15 protein-coding genes are annotated in these 16,676 nt (G+C 66.9%); 12 read left to right on the top strand and 3 right to left on the bottom strand.

Features of this window, described 5'->3' with window-relative positions; genetic code table 11:
* Positions 1-271: 271 nt before the first annotated feature.
* The 3 genes from IPI67_29745 (at position 272) to glmS (ending at position 4,772) form a co-directional block, all read left to right on the top strand.
* Complete coding sequence (locus IPI67_29745; GenBank protein MBK7584376.1) at positions 272-1,954, top strand: F0F1 ATP synthase subunit alpha; 1,683 nt, start codon at positions 272-274, stop codon at positions 1,952-1,954.
* Positions 1,955-1,963: 9 nt separating this feature from the next.
* On the top strand, positions 1,964-2,872 hold the full coding sequence (gene atpG, locus IPI67_29740) for an ATP synthase F1 subunit gamma (GenBank protein ID MBK7584375.1): 909 nt from the start codon (positions 1,964-1,966) through the stop codon (positions 2,870-2,872).
* Positions 2,873-2,939: 67 nt separating this feature from the next.
* Entirely contained in the window at positions 2,940-4,772 is a 1,833-nt protein-coding gene (gene glmS, locus IPI67_29735) for a glutamine--fructose-6-phosphate transaminase (isomerizing) (protein MBK7584374.1), read from the top strand.
* A 33-nt stretch (positions 4,773-4,805) separates the two neighbouring features.
* Here the strand turns inward: glmS and IPI67_29730 are convergent, their stop codons facing one another.
* Positions 4,806-5,849, bottom strand: coding sequence for a hypothetical protein (locus tag IPI67_29730; GenBank protein ID MBK7584373.1), 1,044 nt, complete (start codon positions 5,847-5,849; stop codon positions 4,806-4,808).
* Positions 5,850-6,001: 152 nt separating this feature from the next.
* Between IPI67_29730 and IPI67_29725 the strand changes: the two genes are divergently transcribed.
* Positions 6,002-7,522, top strand: a complete 1,521-nt coding sequence (locus IPI67_29725) for a serine/threonine protein kinase (protein MBK7584372.1) — start codon at positions 6,002-6,004, stop codon at positions 7,520-7,522.
* A 27-nt stretch (positions 7,523-7,549) separates the two neighbouring features.
* On the opposite strand, the gene IPI67_29720 is transcribed toward IPI67_29725, so the two are convergent.
* Entirely contained in the window at positions 7,550-9,193 is a 1,644-nt protein-coding gene (locus IPI67_29720; protein MBK7584371.1) for a hypothetical protein, read from the bottom strand.
* A gap of 20 nt (positions 9,194-9,213) precedes the next feature.
* On the opposite strand from IPI67_29720, the gene IPI67_29715 reads away from it, so the two are divergent.
* The 3 genes from IPI67_29715 (at position 9,214) to IPI67_29705 (ending at position 12,203) form a co-directional block, all read left to right on the top strand.
* Complete coding sequence (locus IPI67_29715) at positions 9,214-9,963, top strand: hypothetical protein (protein ID MBK7584370.1); 750 nt, start codon at positions 9,214-9,216, stop codon at positions 9,961-9,963.
* A 40-nt stretch (positions 9,964-10,003) separates the two neighbouring features.
* Complete coding sequence (locus tag IPI67_29710) at positions 10,004-10,774, top strand: hypothetical protein (GenBank protein MBK7584369.1); 771 nt, start codon at positions 10,004-10,006, stop codon at positions 10,772-10,774.
* A 169-nt stretch (positions 10,775-10,943) separates the two neighbouring features.
* Positions 10,944-12,203: a beta-lactamase family protein gene (locus tag IPI67_29705; protein ID MBK7584368.1), complete on the top strand. Its 1,260-nt coding sequence runs from the start codon at positions 10,944-10,946 to the stop codon at positions 12,201-12,203.
* Positions 12,204-12,281: 78 nt separating this feature from the next.
* On the opposite strand, the gene IPI67_29700 is transcribed toward IPI67_29705, so the two are convergent.
* Positions 12,282-12,476 (bottom strand): hypothetical protein, encoded by a 195-nt coding sequence (locus tag IPI67_29700; GenBank protein ID MBK7584367.1) that lies wholly within the window; start codon positions 12,474-12,476, stop codon positions 12,282-12,284.
* 123 nt (positions 12,477-12,599) lie between these two features.
* Between IPI67_29700 and IPI67_29695 the strand changes: the two genes are divergently transcribed.
* The 5 genes from IPI67_29695 to IPI67_29675 all read left to right on the top strand — a co-directional run bounded on the left by IPI67_29695 (position 12,600) and on the right by IPI67_29675 (position 16,666).
* Positions 12,600-14,441, top strand: a complete 1,842-nt coding sequence (locus IPI67_29695; GenBank protein MBK7584366.1) for an IgGFc-binding protein — start codon at positions 12,600-12,602, stop codon at positions 14,439-14,441.
* An 84-nt stretch (positions 14,442-14,525) separates the two neighbouring features.
* Entirely contained in the window at positions 14,526-14,801 is a 276-nt protein-coding gene (locus IPI67_29690; GenBank protein MBK7584365.1) for a hypothetical protein, read from the top strand.
* A gap of 221 nt (positions 14,802-15,022) precedes the next feature.
* Entirely contained in the window at positions 15,023-15,538 is a 516-nt protein-coding gene (locus IPI67_29685; GenBank protein ID MBK7584364.1) for a DUF1993 domain-containing protein, read from the top strand.
* 32 nt (positions 15,539-15,570) lie between these two features.
* Positions 15,571-15,840 carry a YtxH domain-containing protein gene (locus IPI67_29680; protein ID MBK7584363.1) on the top strand — a complete coding sequence of 90 codons (270 nt, stop codon included), beginning with the start codon at positions 15,571-15,573 and terminating at the stop codon, positions 15,838-15,840.
* 58 nt (positions 15,841-15,898) lie between these two features.
* Entirely contained in the window at positions 15,899-16,666 is a 768-nt protein-coding gene (locus IPI67_29675; GenBank protein ID MBK7584362.1) for a 3-hydroxyacyl-CoA dehydrogenase, read from the top strand.
* Positions 16,667-16,676: the final 10 nt, after the last annotated feature.

The following is a 16,676-nucleotide window of genomic DNA, read 5'->3' as shown; positions in this document are numbered from 1 at the left end:
CTCTTCGATTCTGACCTGAAGGGTTTTCGATTCTGACCTGAAGGGTTTTCGATTCTGACCTGAAGGGTTTTTGATTCTGACCTGAAGGGTTTTTGATTCTGACCTGAAGGGTTTTTGATTCTGACCTGAAGGGTTTTTGATTCTGACCTGAAGGGTTTTTGATTCTGACCTGAAGGGTCTTGGTCCTCTGACCTGAAAGCTCTTCGATTCTGACCTGCGAGGGTCCCCGTTTTACCGGGCCAAGCCGGCCCATAGCCCCAGCGAAAAAGCCATGCAGCTCAGCGCCGACGAAATTAGCCAAATCATCAAGAAGCAGATCCAGAACTTCGAACGCGCCGCCGTGGTCACCGAGACCGGGACAGTGCTCACGAGTGGTGACGGCATCGCACGCATCTACGGCCTCGAGGGTGCGATGTCTGGCGAGCTGGTGGAGTTCCCGGGTGGCACCTTCGGCCTCGTGCTCAACCTCGAGCACGACAACGTGGGCGTCGCAGTACTCGGCGACGCAACCGCCGTGATGGAAGGCGACACCGTCAAGCGCACCGGCCGCATCGCCGACGTGCCGGTCGGGGAAGCCGTGGCGGGCCGCGTGGTCAACGCCCTCGGTCAGCCCATCGACGGCAAGGGCGCCATCGAGAGCAACCAGCGCCGCCGCATCGAGGTGAAGGCGCCGGGCATCATCGGGCGCCAGCCGGTGAAGGAGCCGCTCCAGACGGGTTTGAAGGCCATCGACGCCATGATCCCCATCGGCCGCGGCCAGCGCGAGCTGATCATCGGCGACCGCCAGACCGGCAAGACCGCCATCGCCATCGACACCATCATCAACCAGAAGGGCAAGGACGTCTTCTGCGTCTACGTCGCGATTGGCCAGAAGGCGTCGACCGTGGCTCAGGTCGTCGACAAGCTGAAGGCCCACGGGGCCATGGATTACACGACGGTCGTCGTTGCAACGGCCACCGAGACCGCACCGCTGCAGTTCTTGGCGCCGTACACCGGTGTCACCATCGCTGAGTACTTCCGGGACACTGGGCGCCACGCCCTCTGCATCTACGACGACTTGTCGAAACAAGCCGTCGCCTACCGTCAGATGTCACTCTTGCTCCGCCGCCCGCCGGGCCGCGAAGCGTATCCGGGCGACGTGTTCTACATCCACTCTCGCCTGCTCGAGCGCGCGGCAAAGATGGCCCACCGCTGGTTCGTCGTGAAAAAGGGCCAGAGCGTGCCGGCGGGTGACTGGAGCTTCCGCGGCGTGGACGGCCAGACCCACCTCGGCGAAGAAGGCAAACACGCGGCCGAAGCGGCCTTGGCCGCCCTTCCCAACAAGGACGAGCTCGAGCTCGCGCGCGACCCGCACTCGGGTGGCTCGCTGACAGCGCTGCCGATCATCGAGACGCAGGCCGGCGACGTGTCCGCGTACATTCCGACCAACGTGATCTCGATCACCGACGGTCAGATCTTCCTCGAAGGCGACCTCTTCTACTCGGGTGTTCGTCCCGCCATCAACGTCGGCATCAGCGTGAGCCGCGTTGGTGGCAACGCACAGATCAAGGCGATGAAGAAGTACGCCGGCACCCTGCGCCTCGATCTGGCGCAGTACCGCGAAATGGCGGCCTTCGCCCAGTTCGCCAGCGACCTGGACGCCTCGACCCGTGCCCAGCTCGAGCGCGGTCAGCGGCTCACCGAGCTGCTCAAACAAGGTCAGTACGTGCCGCTCGCGGTCGAGAAGCAGGTCGTGATCGTCTACGCCGGCACCAACGGTTTCGTGGACAAACTACCGGTGGCGTCGCTGAAGGCCTTCGAGAAGGAGCTCTACAGCCACATCGACGAGAAACACCCAGATCTCTGGGAGGACATCCGCGAAAAGCGAGAGATCACCGATGACGTCAAGAAGAAGCTCGACAAGGTGCTGAAGAAGTTCGTCAAGAACTTCGTGGCCAGCTCCGAAGAAGAGTGAGAGTCGATCGTGGCCAACCTCAAAGCCATCCGTAAGCGCATCAGCTCCGTCAAGAGCACGCAGAAGATCACGCGTGCGATGAAGATGGTGGCGGGTGCGCGCCTCAATCGCGCGCAGCAGAAGATCCTCGCGCTCAGGCCCTACGCAGTGAAGACCGGGGAGGTGCTGGCGGAGGTCACGGCGGCGGCCAGTCGGCGACTGGAGGAGGGCGGCGGCGGCGGTATCGACGCCGATCACCGATTGCTGGCGCGGCGCCCCGAGAAGACGGTCATGATCCTGGTCATCACCAGCGATCGCGGGCTCTGCGGAGCGTTCAACACCAACATCTTGCGGCTCGCGGAGCGCCAGTGGCACGAGCGCGAGGCGGACGGGCAGAAGGTCCAGATCGCGGTCATTGGCCGCAAGGGTCGCGACTACTTCAAGCGCCGTGGCGCCCCCGTCGTCCACGTCTTCTCGGGGATCTGGGATCGACTGGATCTCGGTCAGGCGAGGGACGTCGCTCGCGTCGTGCTCAAGCCGTTCGTGTTGGCCGACGTCGACTCCATCTATCTGGTCTACAACGAGTTCAAGAGCGCGATGACCCAACGAGTGGTGTGTGAGCCGCTCTTCCCGCTGCCGCTCAAGAAGCTCGAAGAGGCCGCCGAGCCGGTGTACGAGCGCGAGTTCATCTTCGAACCCAACAAAGAGGCGCTGCTCGAGCGGCTGGTGCCCATGTACGTCGAGATCAGCGTGCTCCGGGCGCTGCTCGAGAGCATGGCCAGCGAGCTCGGCGCTCGGATGACGGCGATGGATTCCGCCACCAAGAACGCGTCCGAGATGATCGACCGCTTGACGCTGGTCTACAACCGCGCGCGGCAGGCAGCGATCACCACGGAGCTGATGGAGATCATCGGCGGCGCGGAGGCCCTCAAGGGCTGAGACCAAGCTTCGCCATGAAGCGAGGGGCACCTCCGCGCAACGATCGACTCGAGAGGAACTCATCGGCATGTGCGGTATTGTCGGATACGTCGGTCCACGGATCGCGGCCCCCATCCTGCTCGATGGGCTCAGGAAGCTCGAATACCGCGGCTACGACTCGGCGGGCCTCGCGGTGCAGGGTGCTGAACAGATCGAGATCGTGCGCGCCGTTGGCAAGCTCGAGAACCTGGCGCGAGCCCTCGAGACCCGCCCGCTCCAGGGCACTACCGGCATCGGGCACACCCGCTGGGCGACCCACGGTCGGCCCAGTGAGCCGAACGCCCATCCACACTCCGCGGGCGACGTGGCCGTGGTGCACAACGGCATCATCGAAAACCACCTGGAGCTGAGGCACGAGCTCACCGCTGCGGGCGTCCGCTTCACCAGCGACACGGACACCGAGATCGTCGCGCACCTCGTGCACCTCGAGCTCCAAAGCGGAGCGGGTAGCCTGTTTCTCGCCATGCGCCGGGCGCTCTCGCGTGTGCGCGGCGCGTTTGCGCTCGCTGCCATCTGTCAACGGGAGCCGGGCCGCATCGTGATCGCCAAGAACGCGTCCCCGCTGGTGGTGGGGCTCGGCGAAGGGGAGATGCTCTGCGGCAGCGACATTCCGGCCTTGCTCGGCAGCACCCGCAACATGTCGTTCCTCGAAGACGGAGAGATGGCAGAGCTTCGCGCCGACGGCCTGCGCATCGAGACCCTCGAGGGCGTGGGTGTCGAGCGCAAGCCCAGGCACATCGATTGGAGCCCGGTTCAAGCAGAGAAGGGCGGCTTCAAGCACTTCATGCTCAAGGAGATCTTCGAGCAGCCGCGGGCGGTCGAGGACACCCTGCGCGGCCGTTTGAACCTCGAAGCCGGCGAGGTGGTAGAGGGCGAGCTCGGCCTGGACGCCGATGCCGCTGCGCGCATCGAGCGCGTGGTGCTGATTGCGTGCGGCACCAGCCATCACGCCGCGTTGGTCGGACGTTATTACCTCGAGCTCTTGGCGCGTGTGCCCGCTCACACGGAGCTCGCGAGCGAGGTCCGCTACCGAGAGCCGGTATTTGGGCCCAAAGACCTGGTGATCGCCGTCAGCCAGTCGGGTGAGACGGCGGACACCTTGGCCGCGCTCAAATCAGCGCGCGAGGGCGGCGCTCGTATCCTCGCCATCGCGAACGTGCAGGGCAGCGCCATTCCCCGGGCCAGCGACGGTGCACTCTACACCCACGCGGGCCCCGAGATCGGCGTGGCCTCGACCAAGTGTTTCACGACGCAGCTCGTGGCGCTGCTGCTGCTTGCGGTCTACCTCGGGCGACGGCGCGGCATCCTCGACGCGGACCGCGCGCGGGAGATCTTCCAGTCCTTGCTCGAGCTGCCGAACGACATGCGCTGGGCGCTCGCCCGCAAAGAGCAGGTGCATGCCGCTGCCAGGCACTGGCACTCGGCCACACATATGCTCTTCTTGGGCCGCGGGCTCGGTTATCCCATCGCCCTCGAAGGGGCGCTCAAGCTGAAGGAGATCAGCTACGCCCACGCGGAGGGGTACGCCGCGGGCGAGATGAAACACGGCCCCATCGCCCTCATCGACGAGCAGATGCCAGTGGTGATCGTGATGCCGAAAGACCGGCAGTACGAGAAGACCTTCTCGAACTTGCAGGAGGTTCGAGCCCGCGACGGTCAGGTGATCGCTCTGGTCACGGAAGGGGACACCGAGGGCAAGAAGATTGCGCAGTTCAGCATCGAGCTGCCGAAGATGGCGGAGCTCACGCTGCCCATCGCGGCAGTCATCCCGCTCCAGCTGCTGGCGTATTACATCGCGGATCTGAAGGGCACCGACGTCGATCAGCCGCGCAACCTCGCGAAGACCGTGACGGTGGAGTGACGCCGCCGACGGCGACGGCGTCACTCCTCACGCTCAGTCGTCTTCGCCGGGACCGTCTGCGCCCGGGTCGTCCCCACGCCCGCCGGGGCGCCCCATGCCGCGTCCGTGGCGGCCGCCTGGGCCGCCCGGGCCTCGCCCGAAGCCGCCGCGGGGCCGCGTTTCCAGCGTCGCGGCCAGCTTGTCGCGCTGCTCCGGCTTGATCACGCCGAGCACCGCGTTCAGGTAATCGACGCGCTTCTTGGTGCTCTCGCGGAAGCGCTTCGAGTCGGCACCGAAATCGAGCTTCGCCGCGCTGAAGGTCTCCTTCTCGAACGCCGTCAGCAACGCGTCGACGCGCTTCTTCATCTCGTCCGGCGGGCCCCCCTTCTTCCAACCGCCGCGCTCGTCGCCTTGCTTCGCGATGATGGGCTCGAGTTTCTTGGTCTGGTCGGCGTCGAGTCCGAGCTCCTTGGCGAGGCGCTCGACTTTGCGCTTGCTGCGCTCGGCGCTCTTCTCCTTGTCGTCCTTGTCGTCAGCAGGCTTGTCGCGATCCTTGAAGCGAGCCTCCCGGTCCGCTTGCTGTTTCTTGATGGCGTCCACCAGGGCCTTCCGCTGCGTGGCGTCCAGCTCCTTGTGCAGCGCTTCGAGCGCCTTGACCTCCGCCTCTTTGCGGGTGGCTGCCGCCTTGTCCATCGTGACGAGAGTGGGCTCGAGCTTGCTCATCTCGACCTTGCCGGCCTTGACGCCTTCGGTCAGCGCGGCCGTGAGCTCCGCGTGCGTCTCTGGATTCATCGGCTTTGCGGCCTCGAGTTCTTCGCCCAGCTTGTCGATGCTGGCTTTTTTGTCAGCCGGTAGCTCGAGGTCACCTACTGCCGCGTAGAACATGCCGGCGAGGCCTGCGCGATCGCGGCGCTGCGGGCGCGCAGTCGGAGCGGCGCTCTCGGCCGGCGCGGCGGACGCACTCGGCGCTGGCGTCAGCGCAGGCGCGCTGCTCGGCTTGACCTCGGCCGTGGCGGTGGGATTGGGCGTCGCCTCTTTTGCGCAACCAAGCGCGACGAAGAGCAAGACGGGACTGACGAAACGCAGGTTAGCTTGCATTGTGGAACTCCTCTTGAAGCGCGCTGACGCTACTCCTTGATTGTTGCGGCGCCCACTCACCTGAGTCCGGCCACCTGGCCGCTGATCGGGACAGGAGCGCTCGTGCCTGGCACCCCGCGGCGGTCCATGTCAGGTCTCCCCACGGGGATGACGTGAGTTTGACGGTAGGACAGGTCGTCGGCGGTCGTTACCGCATCGACGGAATGCAAGGAGGAGGCGGTTTTGGCGCCGTCTTTCGCGCCACGCAGCTCAACCTGAACCGCACCGTCGCGCTCAAGGTCCTGCACGCGGGACTTGTGGTCACCGAGGGCGCGCTCGAGCGATTCCGCCGGGAAGCGGAGCTGGCGCAGCAACTCAAGAGCCCTAACACCGTGCGGGTGTACGACTTCGGCACGACGGATCACGGGCTCCCTTTCATCGTGTGGGAGTTCCTCGAGGGTCGCCCGCTCGATGCGCTGATCGCAGCCGAAGGCCCGATGCCTCCCGCCCGCGTGGCGCACGTTGCCCGGCAGGTGTTGAAGGCGCTGATGGAAGCACACGCCGCCGGCATCGTGCACCGTGACATCAAACCTGCGAACCTCGTGCTCACGGATTTTCCCGGCGAGCCGGACTTCGTGAAGGTGCTCGACTTCGGTGTCGCCAAGACGCTGGACGCGAGCGCCGCGCCGATGACCGTCGGCGCCTCGCCCATCGGCACACCGAGCTATATGTCGCCGGAGCAGGTCAGGAACGAGCCGGTCGGGCCCGCCGCAGATCTCTACTCACTCGGTCTCACGATGGGCGAGCTGCTCGCGGGGCGTGTCATCGTGATGGGGCGTTCGATCGTCGACGTGTTCTTGACGCACTCGTCGGCGGAACCGCTGACCTTGCCGCACGAGGTCGTTGCGAGCCCCCTCGGCGGCGTGATCCAGCGAGCGACCCAGAAATCACTGCAGCTCCGCTACGCCTCGGCTGCCGGGATGTTGATGGACCTCGAGCGCGCGATGGGGGGCGCCGTCGGAGCGTCCGTGCCCGCGATGGGGCTCGCCGCGACGCTGAACGCCCACGGGACCGAGCCGCCGCCCACGCCGCTCTCGCCGTATTACCCACAGCCTTCGGCGACGCCTGCGCAGACGGGCGGCGGGGCCCAGATCATCAGCCAGGCACCGGCCGCGGGCGGCGGAACGAACATCGCGCTTGCGCTATTTGCCGGGTTCGTAGCCCTCGGGCTTTTTGTCGTGGTCGCGGCAGCGGGAGTGATCTTTTTTCTGCGACCGACGTCGACCCCGACGGCGTCGCCCGCCCGCGCCCCGGCTGCGGGCGCAGGCGTGGCGCCCGCCAACGAACAACCAACGGAGCTCGGCGCCCGGAGTGGCAAGGGCTTCGACGGCCTCGGCGCAACCACGGTGGGCATGCGCATCCACCCCGCCGGCTGGAAGCTCGTCGGAGAGCCCATCAAGAACCTCGAGGGCACCTACACGTCGTCGCAGATGGAGATCAGCCGCGGCGTCGACAAGGGCACCGTCACGATCTACCGCTTCGACGACGAAGAAGAGGCGAAAAAGACCCAGAGCATCTTGCGGCAGAAGCGCGGCTCCGCGGTCGAGCGGCAGAGTGCGGCAATCATCGAGGTGCTGGTGCCTCAGAACGAGACCGAGGCGGCGAAGCTGTTGCAGTTGATCAAGGGTGCTTGAGAGCGCGCTCTCACCAGCCCAACAACATCACGGGAGCTCCAGCTCATTCGCTAGAACTCCCGGCGCGCCGACGCCTGTGCCCACCGTCTGTCCGCCCCCGTCGGCGCCACCGCCGGCGGCGGTCGGAGCAATCTTGATGCTGCCGCCGGTGCGAGTGGGCTTCGAACCCTTGAACGCGATGCCAATGCTGGGTCCGCCCGCACCGCCGCCGCCGTGGCCGGCCGTGCCGCCCTTGCCGCCGCCGCCGCCGCTGCACGCTCCGGCTCCGCCGCTCGCGCCGCTCGATGCGCTGCCGCCGAGCTGGCCCGCGCCACCTGCGCCACCGCTTCCGCCGCTGCCGGCGCTGAGCTCACAGTCCACCAACGTGACCTCGGATTGGAATGACGTGACGGCGATGCTCGCGCCTCCGCCCTTGCCGCCCTCTCCACCGATGCCGCCGCAGCCGCCGCTTCCGCCGCTGCCACCGGACGCACCAATCGCCGGACTCGGGCCGCCCGGACAGCTCGCGGGCGCCTTGGTCCCGCCACCCCCGCCGCCACCTTGGCCGTGACCGCCATCGGTGCCGAAACCGCCGGCCGTCGAGGTCCAGCCGTTGCCCGCGAGTTTGCCGGTGCTCGTGCCGCCGAGTCCAGGCACGCCGTTCTTGCCTGCGTTTCCTGGATCTCCAGCGCCCACCCCTGAACAGCTCCAGCCGCCCGGCAGTGCAGGATCTTCGCCGACGCCCGCGAGCCCGCCGCCCAGGTTCGGTTGGCCGTCGACTCCCGAGCCCCCCTTCTGCGCTCCAACCCCAGCCGGCCCACCGTCGCCGCCGATGCTCTCGGGAAAACCACAACCCGTGCTGACTGACGCGCCGCCCGTCGAGCTGCTGCTGCAAGCGTTCTTGCCGGGGTTGCCCGGTTTGCCCGGATCGGCGATGCCCGGCGTCGTGTATCCGACCACTCCGGGCGCACCGTTCTGCGCCGTCACCTTCAATCGGCGGAGCACGATGTTCTTCGAAGTACCAATCACGACGCCCATGCTCGCCGCGGCGGGTGAGGTGGCGTTCTCCGCGGTGAGCTCGAAATCTTCCACGGTCACGCCTTTGACCAGGCCTTCGAGCTTGATCACTCCGGCCGCCGGTCCCTTGAGCTGAGTGCGGATCGGACCGTTGTAGTTCCAGCTCGCGCAGTCGAAGGCGCCGTACAGCGAGACGCCGTCCGCGTTGGAGTCCATCGTGATCTGCTCGTCGAACGCACCAGATGTCGCGCAGGCGTAGACACGTTTGTTGGCTGTGGCGGCCGTCGAGATGGCGAGATCGAAGCTCTTGAAGGGTTTGCCTCGGCTTCCGTCCCCCTCGAGATCGTCCCCCGCCGGCGACACGAAGATCGCGAAGTTTTCGTGGATCACGCAGGCGTCCTCGGCCGGCGACTTCGTGCCGTCGCAGTTGGGGCCGCCGCCGCCGAAGTTTCCGCTTCCTCCGCTGCCCGAGCCGTTGCCGCTGCCGCCGTTGCCTGAAGAGCCGGTGCCGCCGTTGCCCGATGAGCCGGTGCCACCGTTGCCGCTGCCGTTTCCGCTGCCGCCGACACCGGGGTTGTTCGGGGAGTAACCGCCGTTCTTTTTGGAACCGCAGCCGAAACCGAGCACACAAGCCGTGCTCAGGACCGAGACTGCGATCCGCGATTCGAAGCGCATCCGGGCAGTATACTGGGGTCGTGCAGTCTCCGCTCGTGGTCGTGCTCGTTCTCTGCGCCCTGGGCCTGTTCGCAGGGGTCTTGGTGGTGAGTCAGGTCGCGGGCGGGGCGCTCCGGCGTGCGCTGACCTTCTCCAGGCTCGCAGCGCGTGCGACCAAACCCATCGGTGAGCTGACCTCCGGTCCGCGCCGCGTGCAGGGTTTCGTTGGGTTGGCCGCATCGCAATCCGAGCGTGAGCTGCTGCTCACCAGCCCCATCAGCGGTCGGCCCTGCCTGGCCTATTCCCTCCGGCTGTTCGCCAGTGGTCGGCCTTGTTACTCCGAGCGCCAGAGTTTGCCGTGTGTGCTGCGCGACGGCTCCGGCGAGCTCGAGCTACCGCTCGGAACTGCCGAGCTCGAGCTCGAGCGAGGAGAAACCTGGAAGGGGTCCCTCGAGCACAACGCGCCGCCCGGTGTATCGGAGGCGCTCAAACACAAGTTGGTCGCTGCCAAGAACGCGTTTCAGGCCCGCGAGCGCCTCGACGTGGGTGTGCCGGTCGAGCTCAGCGTCGACACCATTGGCAGCGGGGACGTGCTCCACGTCTCGGGTGAGGTGATCCAAGGTGGTCAAAGTGTCTCCTTGATGGAGGGGCGCCCGGTGATGGTCAGCAACCGCCCTTTTCCTGAAATTGCCAAGCGTGAAGGCCTGTTTGCCCTCGGTGGCGTGACGCTCGCGCTCTTCATCGTGAGCATCGTCGTCGCCGTGGCCACGCAGATCATCGGTCGAACGTAGCTTGACGACACGTCGGGTGTTCGAAAAACTAGGCGGTCTCATGTTGCGCCATACCCTCATCGTGTCCCTCGCCGTGGCTGCGGCTTGTGGTGGTCAGAAGGCTCAGGACTCGTCCGCCAAATCGCCGGGCATCGAGGAGAAGTCGAGCGAGCCCGGCAAAACCGAACCCAAGCTCGACGAAGAGGCCGCGGCGAAGGCCAAGGCTGACAACGCGCCCATCACCGAGCTCCCCACCGAGTGCGCGAAGAAGGACGACAAACTCTGCGTGCCCTCGTCGGCGTTCACCAACCGCCTCTGCCAGGGCAACTTCCCCAGTGTGGCGCTGGCCATGTTCAAGAAGGGCTCGCCGTGGACACGCGGATACCTGACGCGCAAGACCAAAGCCTGGAACGCGTCCGGCGGCGCCGCGTCCAGCGACGAGCTCGAGTTCGACGAAGAGGTACTGGTGCTCCGGCACCGCAGTGACGATCTCGGTGGCATGCAGGTCAGCGGCGCCGGAGGCGGCTACGACGCGCTGCGCTGGAACGGCTCGTGTGTGACCTTGGCGAAAGAAGAGCTGACGCTGAGCTCGCCGCCCAAGGCCAAGAGCGCGCGGGTCGAGTGGCGCTTGATCGACGATGGCATGCGCGACGTGATGCGCAACGACGCCAAGCTCGACAAGTCCTTCAAGGACCGACAGAAGGAGTGCAAGGGCGCCACCATGGGTGACGTCACCGCCAAGTGCGTGAAGCTCGACAACGCACTTTCCGAGGCTGTGGTCGGATACGTGCGCAACGGCGGCGATGTCGGCAAGCCGGCTCGACTGCCGTAGCGATCACGACGCGCACGTCGACTCCGCGGCTCGAACCCGGGCGCTACGGTATCCTCAGCGTCCGGCGCAAGTGAGCGTGGAGCTGGGTGAATGAGCTGCAGTGGTCGGTCCGGCTGCCGAGAACACAGGTGGCGATGGACCGGCAACTGAGGCGAGACTATGGGACGCCATGCCGAACGGGCGAATCGACGTGCCATCGGATCCCGCGCAGGTGAGCGCGCGGCGGACGATCGACGCCGCGGTCCTGCGCGAAGCGCGCATGACGCGAGCGGCCTGTGACGCAATCTGGCGCAGCGTGGAGCGCCTGTACCGGACCGGCGTCCACCCGGCGATTGGACTCTGCATACGCCGTCGCGGGCACGTGGTGCTAGATGGCGCCATCGGGCATGCTCGCGGAAACGGGCCGGACGAGCCGGCTGCCGCGCGCGCCGTGCTTGCCACGCCAGCGACGCCGTTCGGGCTCTTCTCGGCATCCAAGGCGGTGACCGCGATTGTCATCCACTTGCTCGAAGAGCGCGGCGCTCTGCGGCTCGAGGATCGAGTGGCGGACTACGTGCCCGGCTTCGCAAGACACGGCAAGGGTGGAGTGACCATCGCGCATTTGCTCGCTCACCGGGCGGGCGTGCCGCGCGTGCCGGGATCGAGCGAGCAGCCGGAGATCTTGTTCGATCTCGAGGAGTGCGTAGAGCGACTGTGCGACGCCAAGCCCAGCCATGCCCCCGGTCGCAGGCTGGAATATCACGCGCTCTCCGGGGGCTACCTGCTCGGCGCCATCGTGAGACAGGCGACGGGCCACAGTGTGAACGAGGTCGTCCGAAAGGAGATCCTGGACCCGCTCGGCTTTGATCTCATGGGTTACGGTGTGCCGCGCGAGCGCGAGGACGACGTGGCCAAGAACCACGTCACCGGGCGCAAGATGGCATTTCCCCTCTCGATCGTGACGCGGCGTGCGCTCGGCCTGACCTGGGAGCAGGCGACGCGGCTCTCGAACGATCCGCGCTTTTACCGGCGCGTCATCCCCTCGGCGAACGTCATCGGCACGGCCAACGAAGTGAGCCGCCTGTTCGAGCTCCTCTTGCGCGGCGGCGAGCTCGGCGGCAAGCGCATTCTCGAGGCCCGGACCCTCCAGCGCGCCTACGCGGAGACCGCGTACATGGAGCTCGACCGCGTGCTCTTGTTCCCGGTGCGCTACGGGCAGGGGCTGATGCTCGGCGCCCCGCGCATCAGCCCCTTCGGCCCCGGGCTCGGCAAGGCCTTCGGTCACATCGGCTTCATGAACGTCTTCTGCTACGCCGATCCCGAGCGCGACATCGCGGTGTCGTTGATGACTACGGGCAAGATCCTCTTCGACACACACCTGCCCTTTCTCGTCGACGTGCTGTGGAAGATCGCCCGGCAGTGCACACCGATCCACGCCGCCGCTGCTTGAGCGTCATCGCGCTGGTCAGGGCTTTGGTAGCGGTCGCCGAAGCCAGAGCTCGGCCGTCAGTTCGCGCTTGGGGCGCGCTCAGCCTTCGGAGACGGCGCCGCTGGACGTCTCCGGAGAGTGCTCGAGGGGATCCGGGAGCGGGATCGCGTGCGTGGCTTCCGATGCTTCCAGCGCATGTTGCTCCCCGAAGGCAAGGAGCGCGGGTGCGCGCACGACGGCGTCACCTCGCCGCACCGCGCCGGTCACCAGGAACGTCTCGACCTCCGGGCTCACGCCGAGAGCACATCAGCCGTGCCGCGGTCGAGCGAGGCTGTGCGCGACGGGCACGACCTGGCGTGGCGCGCTGCCTGCGAGCCCCGCGCTTGGTTCGACGCCCACCGGGCGCTACGCTGCGCCATGGCCAAGGTTTGGAGCGGGCGCTTTGTGCACACTGCGTTCGGGATCGGGTTGGGCGCGCTCTTGGTGTGGAGTTGCTCGGCCGGAGGCAACGGCGGCGGCGGACCGGGCCTCGGTGGGAACGCGGGGGTCGGCGGAACGGCCGGCGACGCCAGCGTCGACGCGCCGCCCTTCGACGGGGCGGGGGGCAACGCCGGGGACGGCGCGCTGAACCTCGACGCCATCGGCGGTGACGGCTGTGTCGCCAAGTGCTCCACGGATTTTCACAAGGTCCTGAGCTGTCAGGGGGTTGAGCTCCAGACGTGCAGCGGAGCGAACGGCTGTGATCCCGGCAGTGGCAAGTGCGAGAACGCCTGCAGTGTCGCCGAGAAGACCAAACAGTCGGTGGGCTGTGAGTACTTCCCCACGTTCATGGAGGTGAACGACTCCAGTTTCTGGAAGGGGGACCAGATCTGTTTTGCGGTGATCGTGGCCAACACCTGGGACACGCCCGCCAAGATCAGCGTCGAGCTGAACGGCGCGCCCATCGACATCGACAAGTACGCCTACGTGCCGCAGGGGTCCGGTCCGAGCTTGAAGCTCAACGCCACCAGCGTGACCCAGGGGATCGCGCCAGGCGGCGTCGCGATCCTCTTCCTGGCGGGCGCACAGGGCACGGAGAAGGCGCACTGTCCGGTCCCTGCGGCCATGACGACCGGCCCTATGGTGCACGGCACGGGCAAGAGCCACGCGTTCCATCTGAAGACGGACGTGCCAGTGGTCAGCTATCAGATCAGCCCCTACGGCGGTGGCAACGCTGCGGTGACAGGGGCGTCACTGCTGATCCCGACCAGCGCCTGGGACACGAACTACATCGCCGTGAACGCCTACAAGTACGGCATCGCGCCGCCGTCCATGAACGTGATTGCAAAAGAGGACGGAACGGACGTGACGCTGGTGCCGGTAGCGACGGTGACGGGCGGCGGTGGCTTGCCGAGCGGCGCGGCCAACACACCCATCACGTTCAGCCTCGACGCCGGCGAGATGGCGCAGTTCTCGCAGAACGCGGAGCTGACCGGCAGTGTGCTCTCGTCGAACAAACCCATTGGGCTCATGGGCGGTCAGATGTCGATGAATGTGCCCGTGGGAGTGCCGTATGCCGATCACGCGGAGCAGATGATCCCGCCGGTGCGGGCGATGGGCAGCGAGTACGTCGGCGTGATGCACCGCCCGCGCAAGACCGAGCCAGCGGTGTGGCGTCTGGTCGGGGCGGTCGACGGGACGAACCTGACGTGGACGGGCGGTGTGACCGGTCCTGCGACGCTCGGCCGGGGCGAGGTGGCGGAGCTCCAGACCGGCACGCCGTTCGTGGTCAAGAGCCAGGACGACCAGCATCCGTTCATGCTCTTCCAGCTGATGACGGGCTCGACGTTCGTGTCCGGTATGGACGGGTACGGTGACGCCGACTTCGTGCTGATGGTCCCGCCACAGCAGTACATGCCCCGCTACGTGTTCTTCGCCGATCCGACCTATCCGGAGACGAATCTGGTGCTCGTGCGCGGCAAGCTCGGCGGCCAGTTCGCGGACGTCACCCTCGACTGTGCCGGTGTGGTGAGTGGCTGGCAGCCGATTGGGGACTACGAGTGGACGCGCGTGGATCTCTCGACGGGCAACTTCCAATCCGTCGGCGGCTGCTCCACCGGTCGCCACGAGATGTCGAGCGACGCGCCGTTCGGCGTGACGGTCTGGGGCTGGGGCACGCCGCTCACCTCGACCTTCACCAGCAACGTCTCTTACGGCTACCCCGCCGGCATGAACATCGTGCCGATCAACCCGGTGGTGGTCCCGCCGATCCCGAAGTAGCTGCCGCCCCTCGCAGGTGCTCGCCGCTGACGCGACTGCGCGCCTGCGGTTTCGCAGCGCGGCGACCCGCGATATGATGGGTCGGTGTCCGAGTATCGTGACGACCGCCAGGCGCTCTTGCAGCAGATCGCCGACTTGGAGGCCGCGCTCGAGCGAGCGGAGCGGCGCGCGCAACACCACGTCGAAGATGCCCTGCGAGTGGGAGAGGTCGAGAACGACAACCGGATCTTGCTGGAGAAGCTGCGTTATCTGGAGCAACCCCGCGTTCCTTTGCGCAACCTGGGCCTGCCGATCGCGGCGGCCGCCATCGTCATCTTCACCCTGATGATTGCCGTCCTCGCACTGCTCGTTCGAAGGTGACCCGGCGCGCCTCCGCTCGCGGAGTGGCTCACCAGGCTCGCCGCAACGTGCTCGGCGCTAGCAGTCTTGCGACAATGGCTCGAGGTCGACGCCGAGCGCGACGAGCTCTCGCTGGAGCTCCGCTCGACTCGCGGTCACCGGGGGACCGCGCTCGGGGCCCTTGGCCGACGCGCGCGAGCCCCCTTGACGCCGCCGGCTCACGGCCTCAAATCCCGCCTCCCATGCAGGAAATTTATCACGCGAACATCGTTCAGATCTCCAAGCTGCTCGGTAACCTCGACGCCTGGCTCGACAAGGCCTCCGAGCAAGCAACCAAACGCAGCTTCGACATGCAGGTGCTGCTCAACGATCGCCTGGCCCCGGACATGTTCCCGCTCATCCGACAGGTGCAGTCCGCCTGCGACGCCGCGAAGTTCCTGGCGGCGCGGCTGGCCGGCAAGGAAGCGCCCAAACACCCGGACACCGAGCAGACGCTCGACGAGATCAGGGTGCGGGTCCGCGCGGTGCGCGAGTACCTGGGCAGCTTCAAGCCGGCGGACTTCGCCGAGGCGGACTCCCGGGTGGTCCCGCTCACGTTCATGGAGGGCAAGGGGCTCAGCGGGCGCGACTACATGATCGAGTTCGCCGTCCCGAACTTCTTCTTCCACGTCACCACCGCGTACGCGATCCTGCGGCACAACGGCGTGGACGTGGGCAAGTACGACTACATCGGTGCCATCAACCTCCGCGACCTCTAGACTGCCGGCGCCTGCCGAGTAACATGCCGGCCATGGTGGTCGACGTCGCTGCGGAGCTCGGGAAGATCGCGGTGAAGAAGCTCGCGGAGGTCAAACCCGAGGACGCTGCGCGAGCCGTGCGTGCAATCGGAGGGACCTCACTCCTCGTGCCCGGTGCGGGTGCCTTTGTCGTCGGCGTTGCAGTGGGGGCGGGACTCGGCGTGATTTTCGCGCCGCGCGCCGGACGCGAGACCCGCCGCGCGTTGCGCGCTCGGGTGCGCGCGGAGATCGACGCCTTCCGCGCCCGGCGCTTCGCCCGCTGACACGAGCACCGAGGCTGCTAAGCTCGGCCGCCCGCCTCAGCGCGGACAGGAGGAAAACGTGGACGCGAAAGGCAAAGTTGCACTCGTCACCGGCGGAGCTTCGGGTCTCGGCAGAGCCACCGTGGAGGCCCTGGTTGGCGCCGGCGCCAAGGTCGTGATCGTCGACCGCGCCAAGGAGACCGGCGAGGCACTCGCCAAAGAGCTCGGCGACGCCGTGCGTTTCGTCGAAACGGACGTGACCAGCGAGCCGGCCATGCTCGCCGCCATCGCGACGGCGAAGAAAGACCTTGGCGGTCTGCACATCGTCGTCGGGTGTGCGGGCATCGGCACCGCGGGGCGGCTCGTCAGCAAGGGAGGGCCGCTGCCGCTCGACCTGTTCGCGCTCACCATCAGCGTGAACCTCATCGGCATGTTCAACATGATGCGCCTGGCCGCCCACGCCATGCAGGACAACGAGCCGAGCAGCGAGGGCGAGCGCGGGGTGATCGTGACCACCGCGAGCATCGCAGCGTTCGATGGTCAGATCGGACAGGTGGCGTACAGCGCGTCGAAGGCCGGTGTGTCCGGCATGACCTTGCCAGTCGCCCGTGAGCTGTCGCGCACCGGGATCCGCGTCGTGTGCATCGCGCCCGGGCTGTTCGACACCCCGATGATGGCGGGGCTGCCGGAAGAGGCACGCAAGAGCCTCGAAGCAACGGTGCCCTTCCCGCCGCGACTTGGGCGGCCTGCGGAGTACGCCAAGGTCGTGCTCGCCATCGTCGACAACCCGATGCTGAACGGTGAGACGATCCGCCTCGACGGCGCATTACGCATGGCGCCGAAGTGACGCTGAGCCG

It is taken from the genome of Myxococcales bacterium (assembly GCA_016706225.1).
GTDB lineage: Bacteria > Myxococcota_A > Polyangia > Polyangiales > Polyangiaceae > JADJKB01.
The sequence above is the reverse complement of the archived record's forward strand: the minus strand, read 5'-3'. Positions and strand labels throughout refer to the sequence as shown.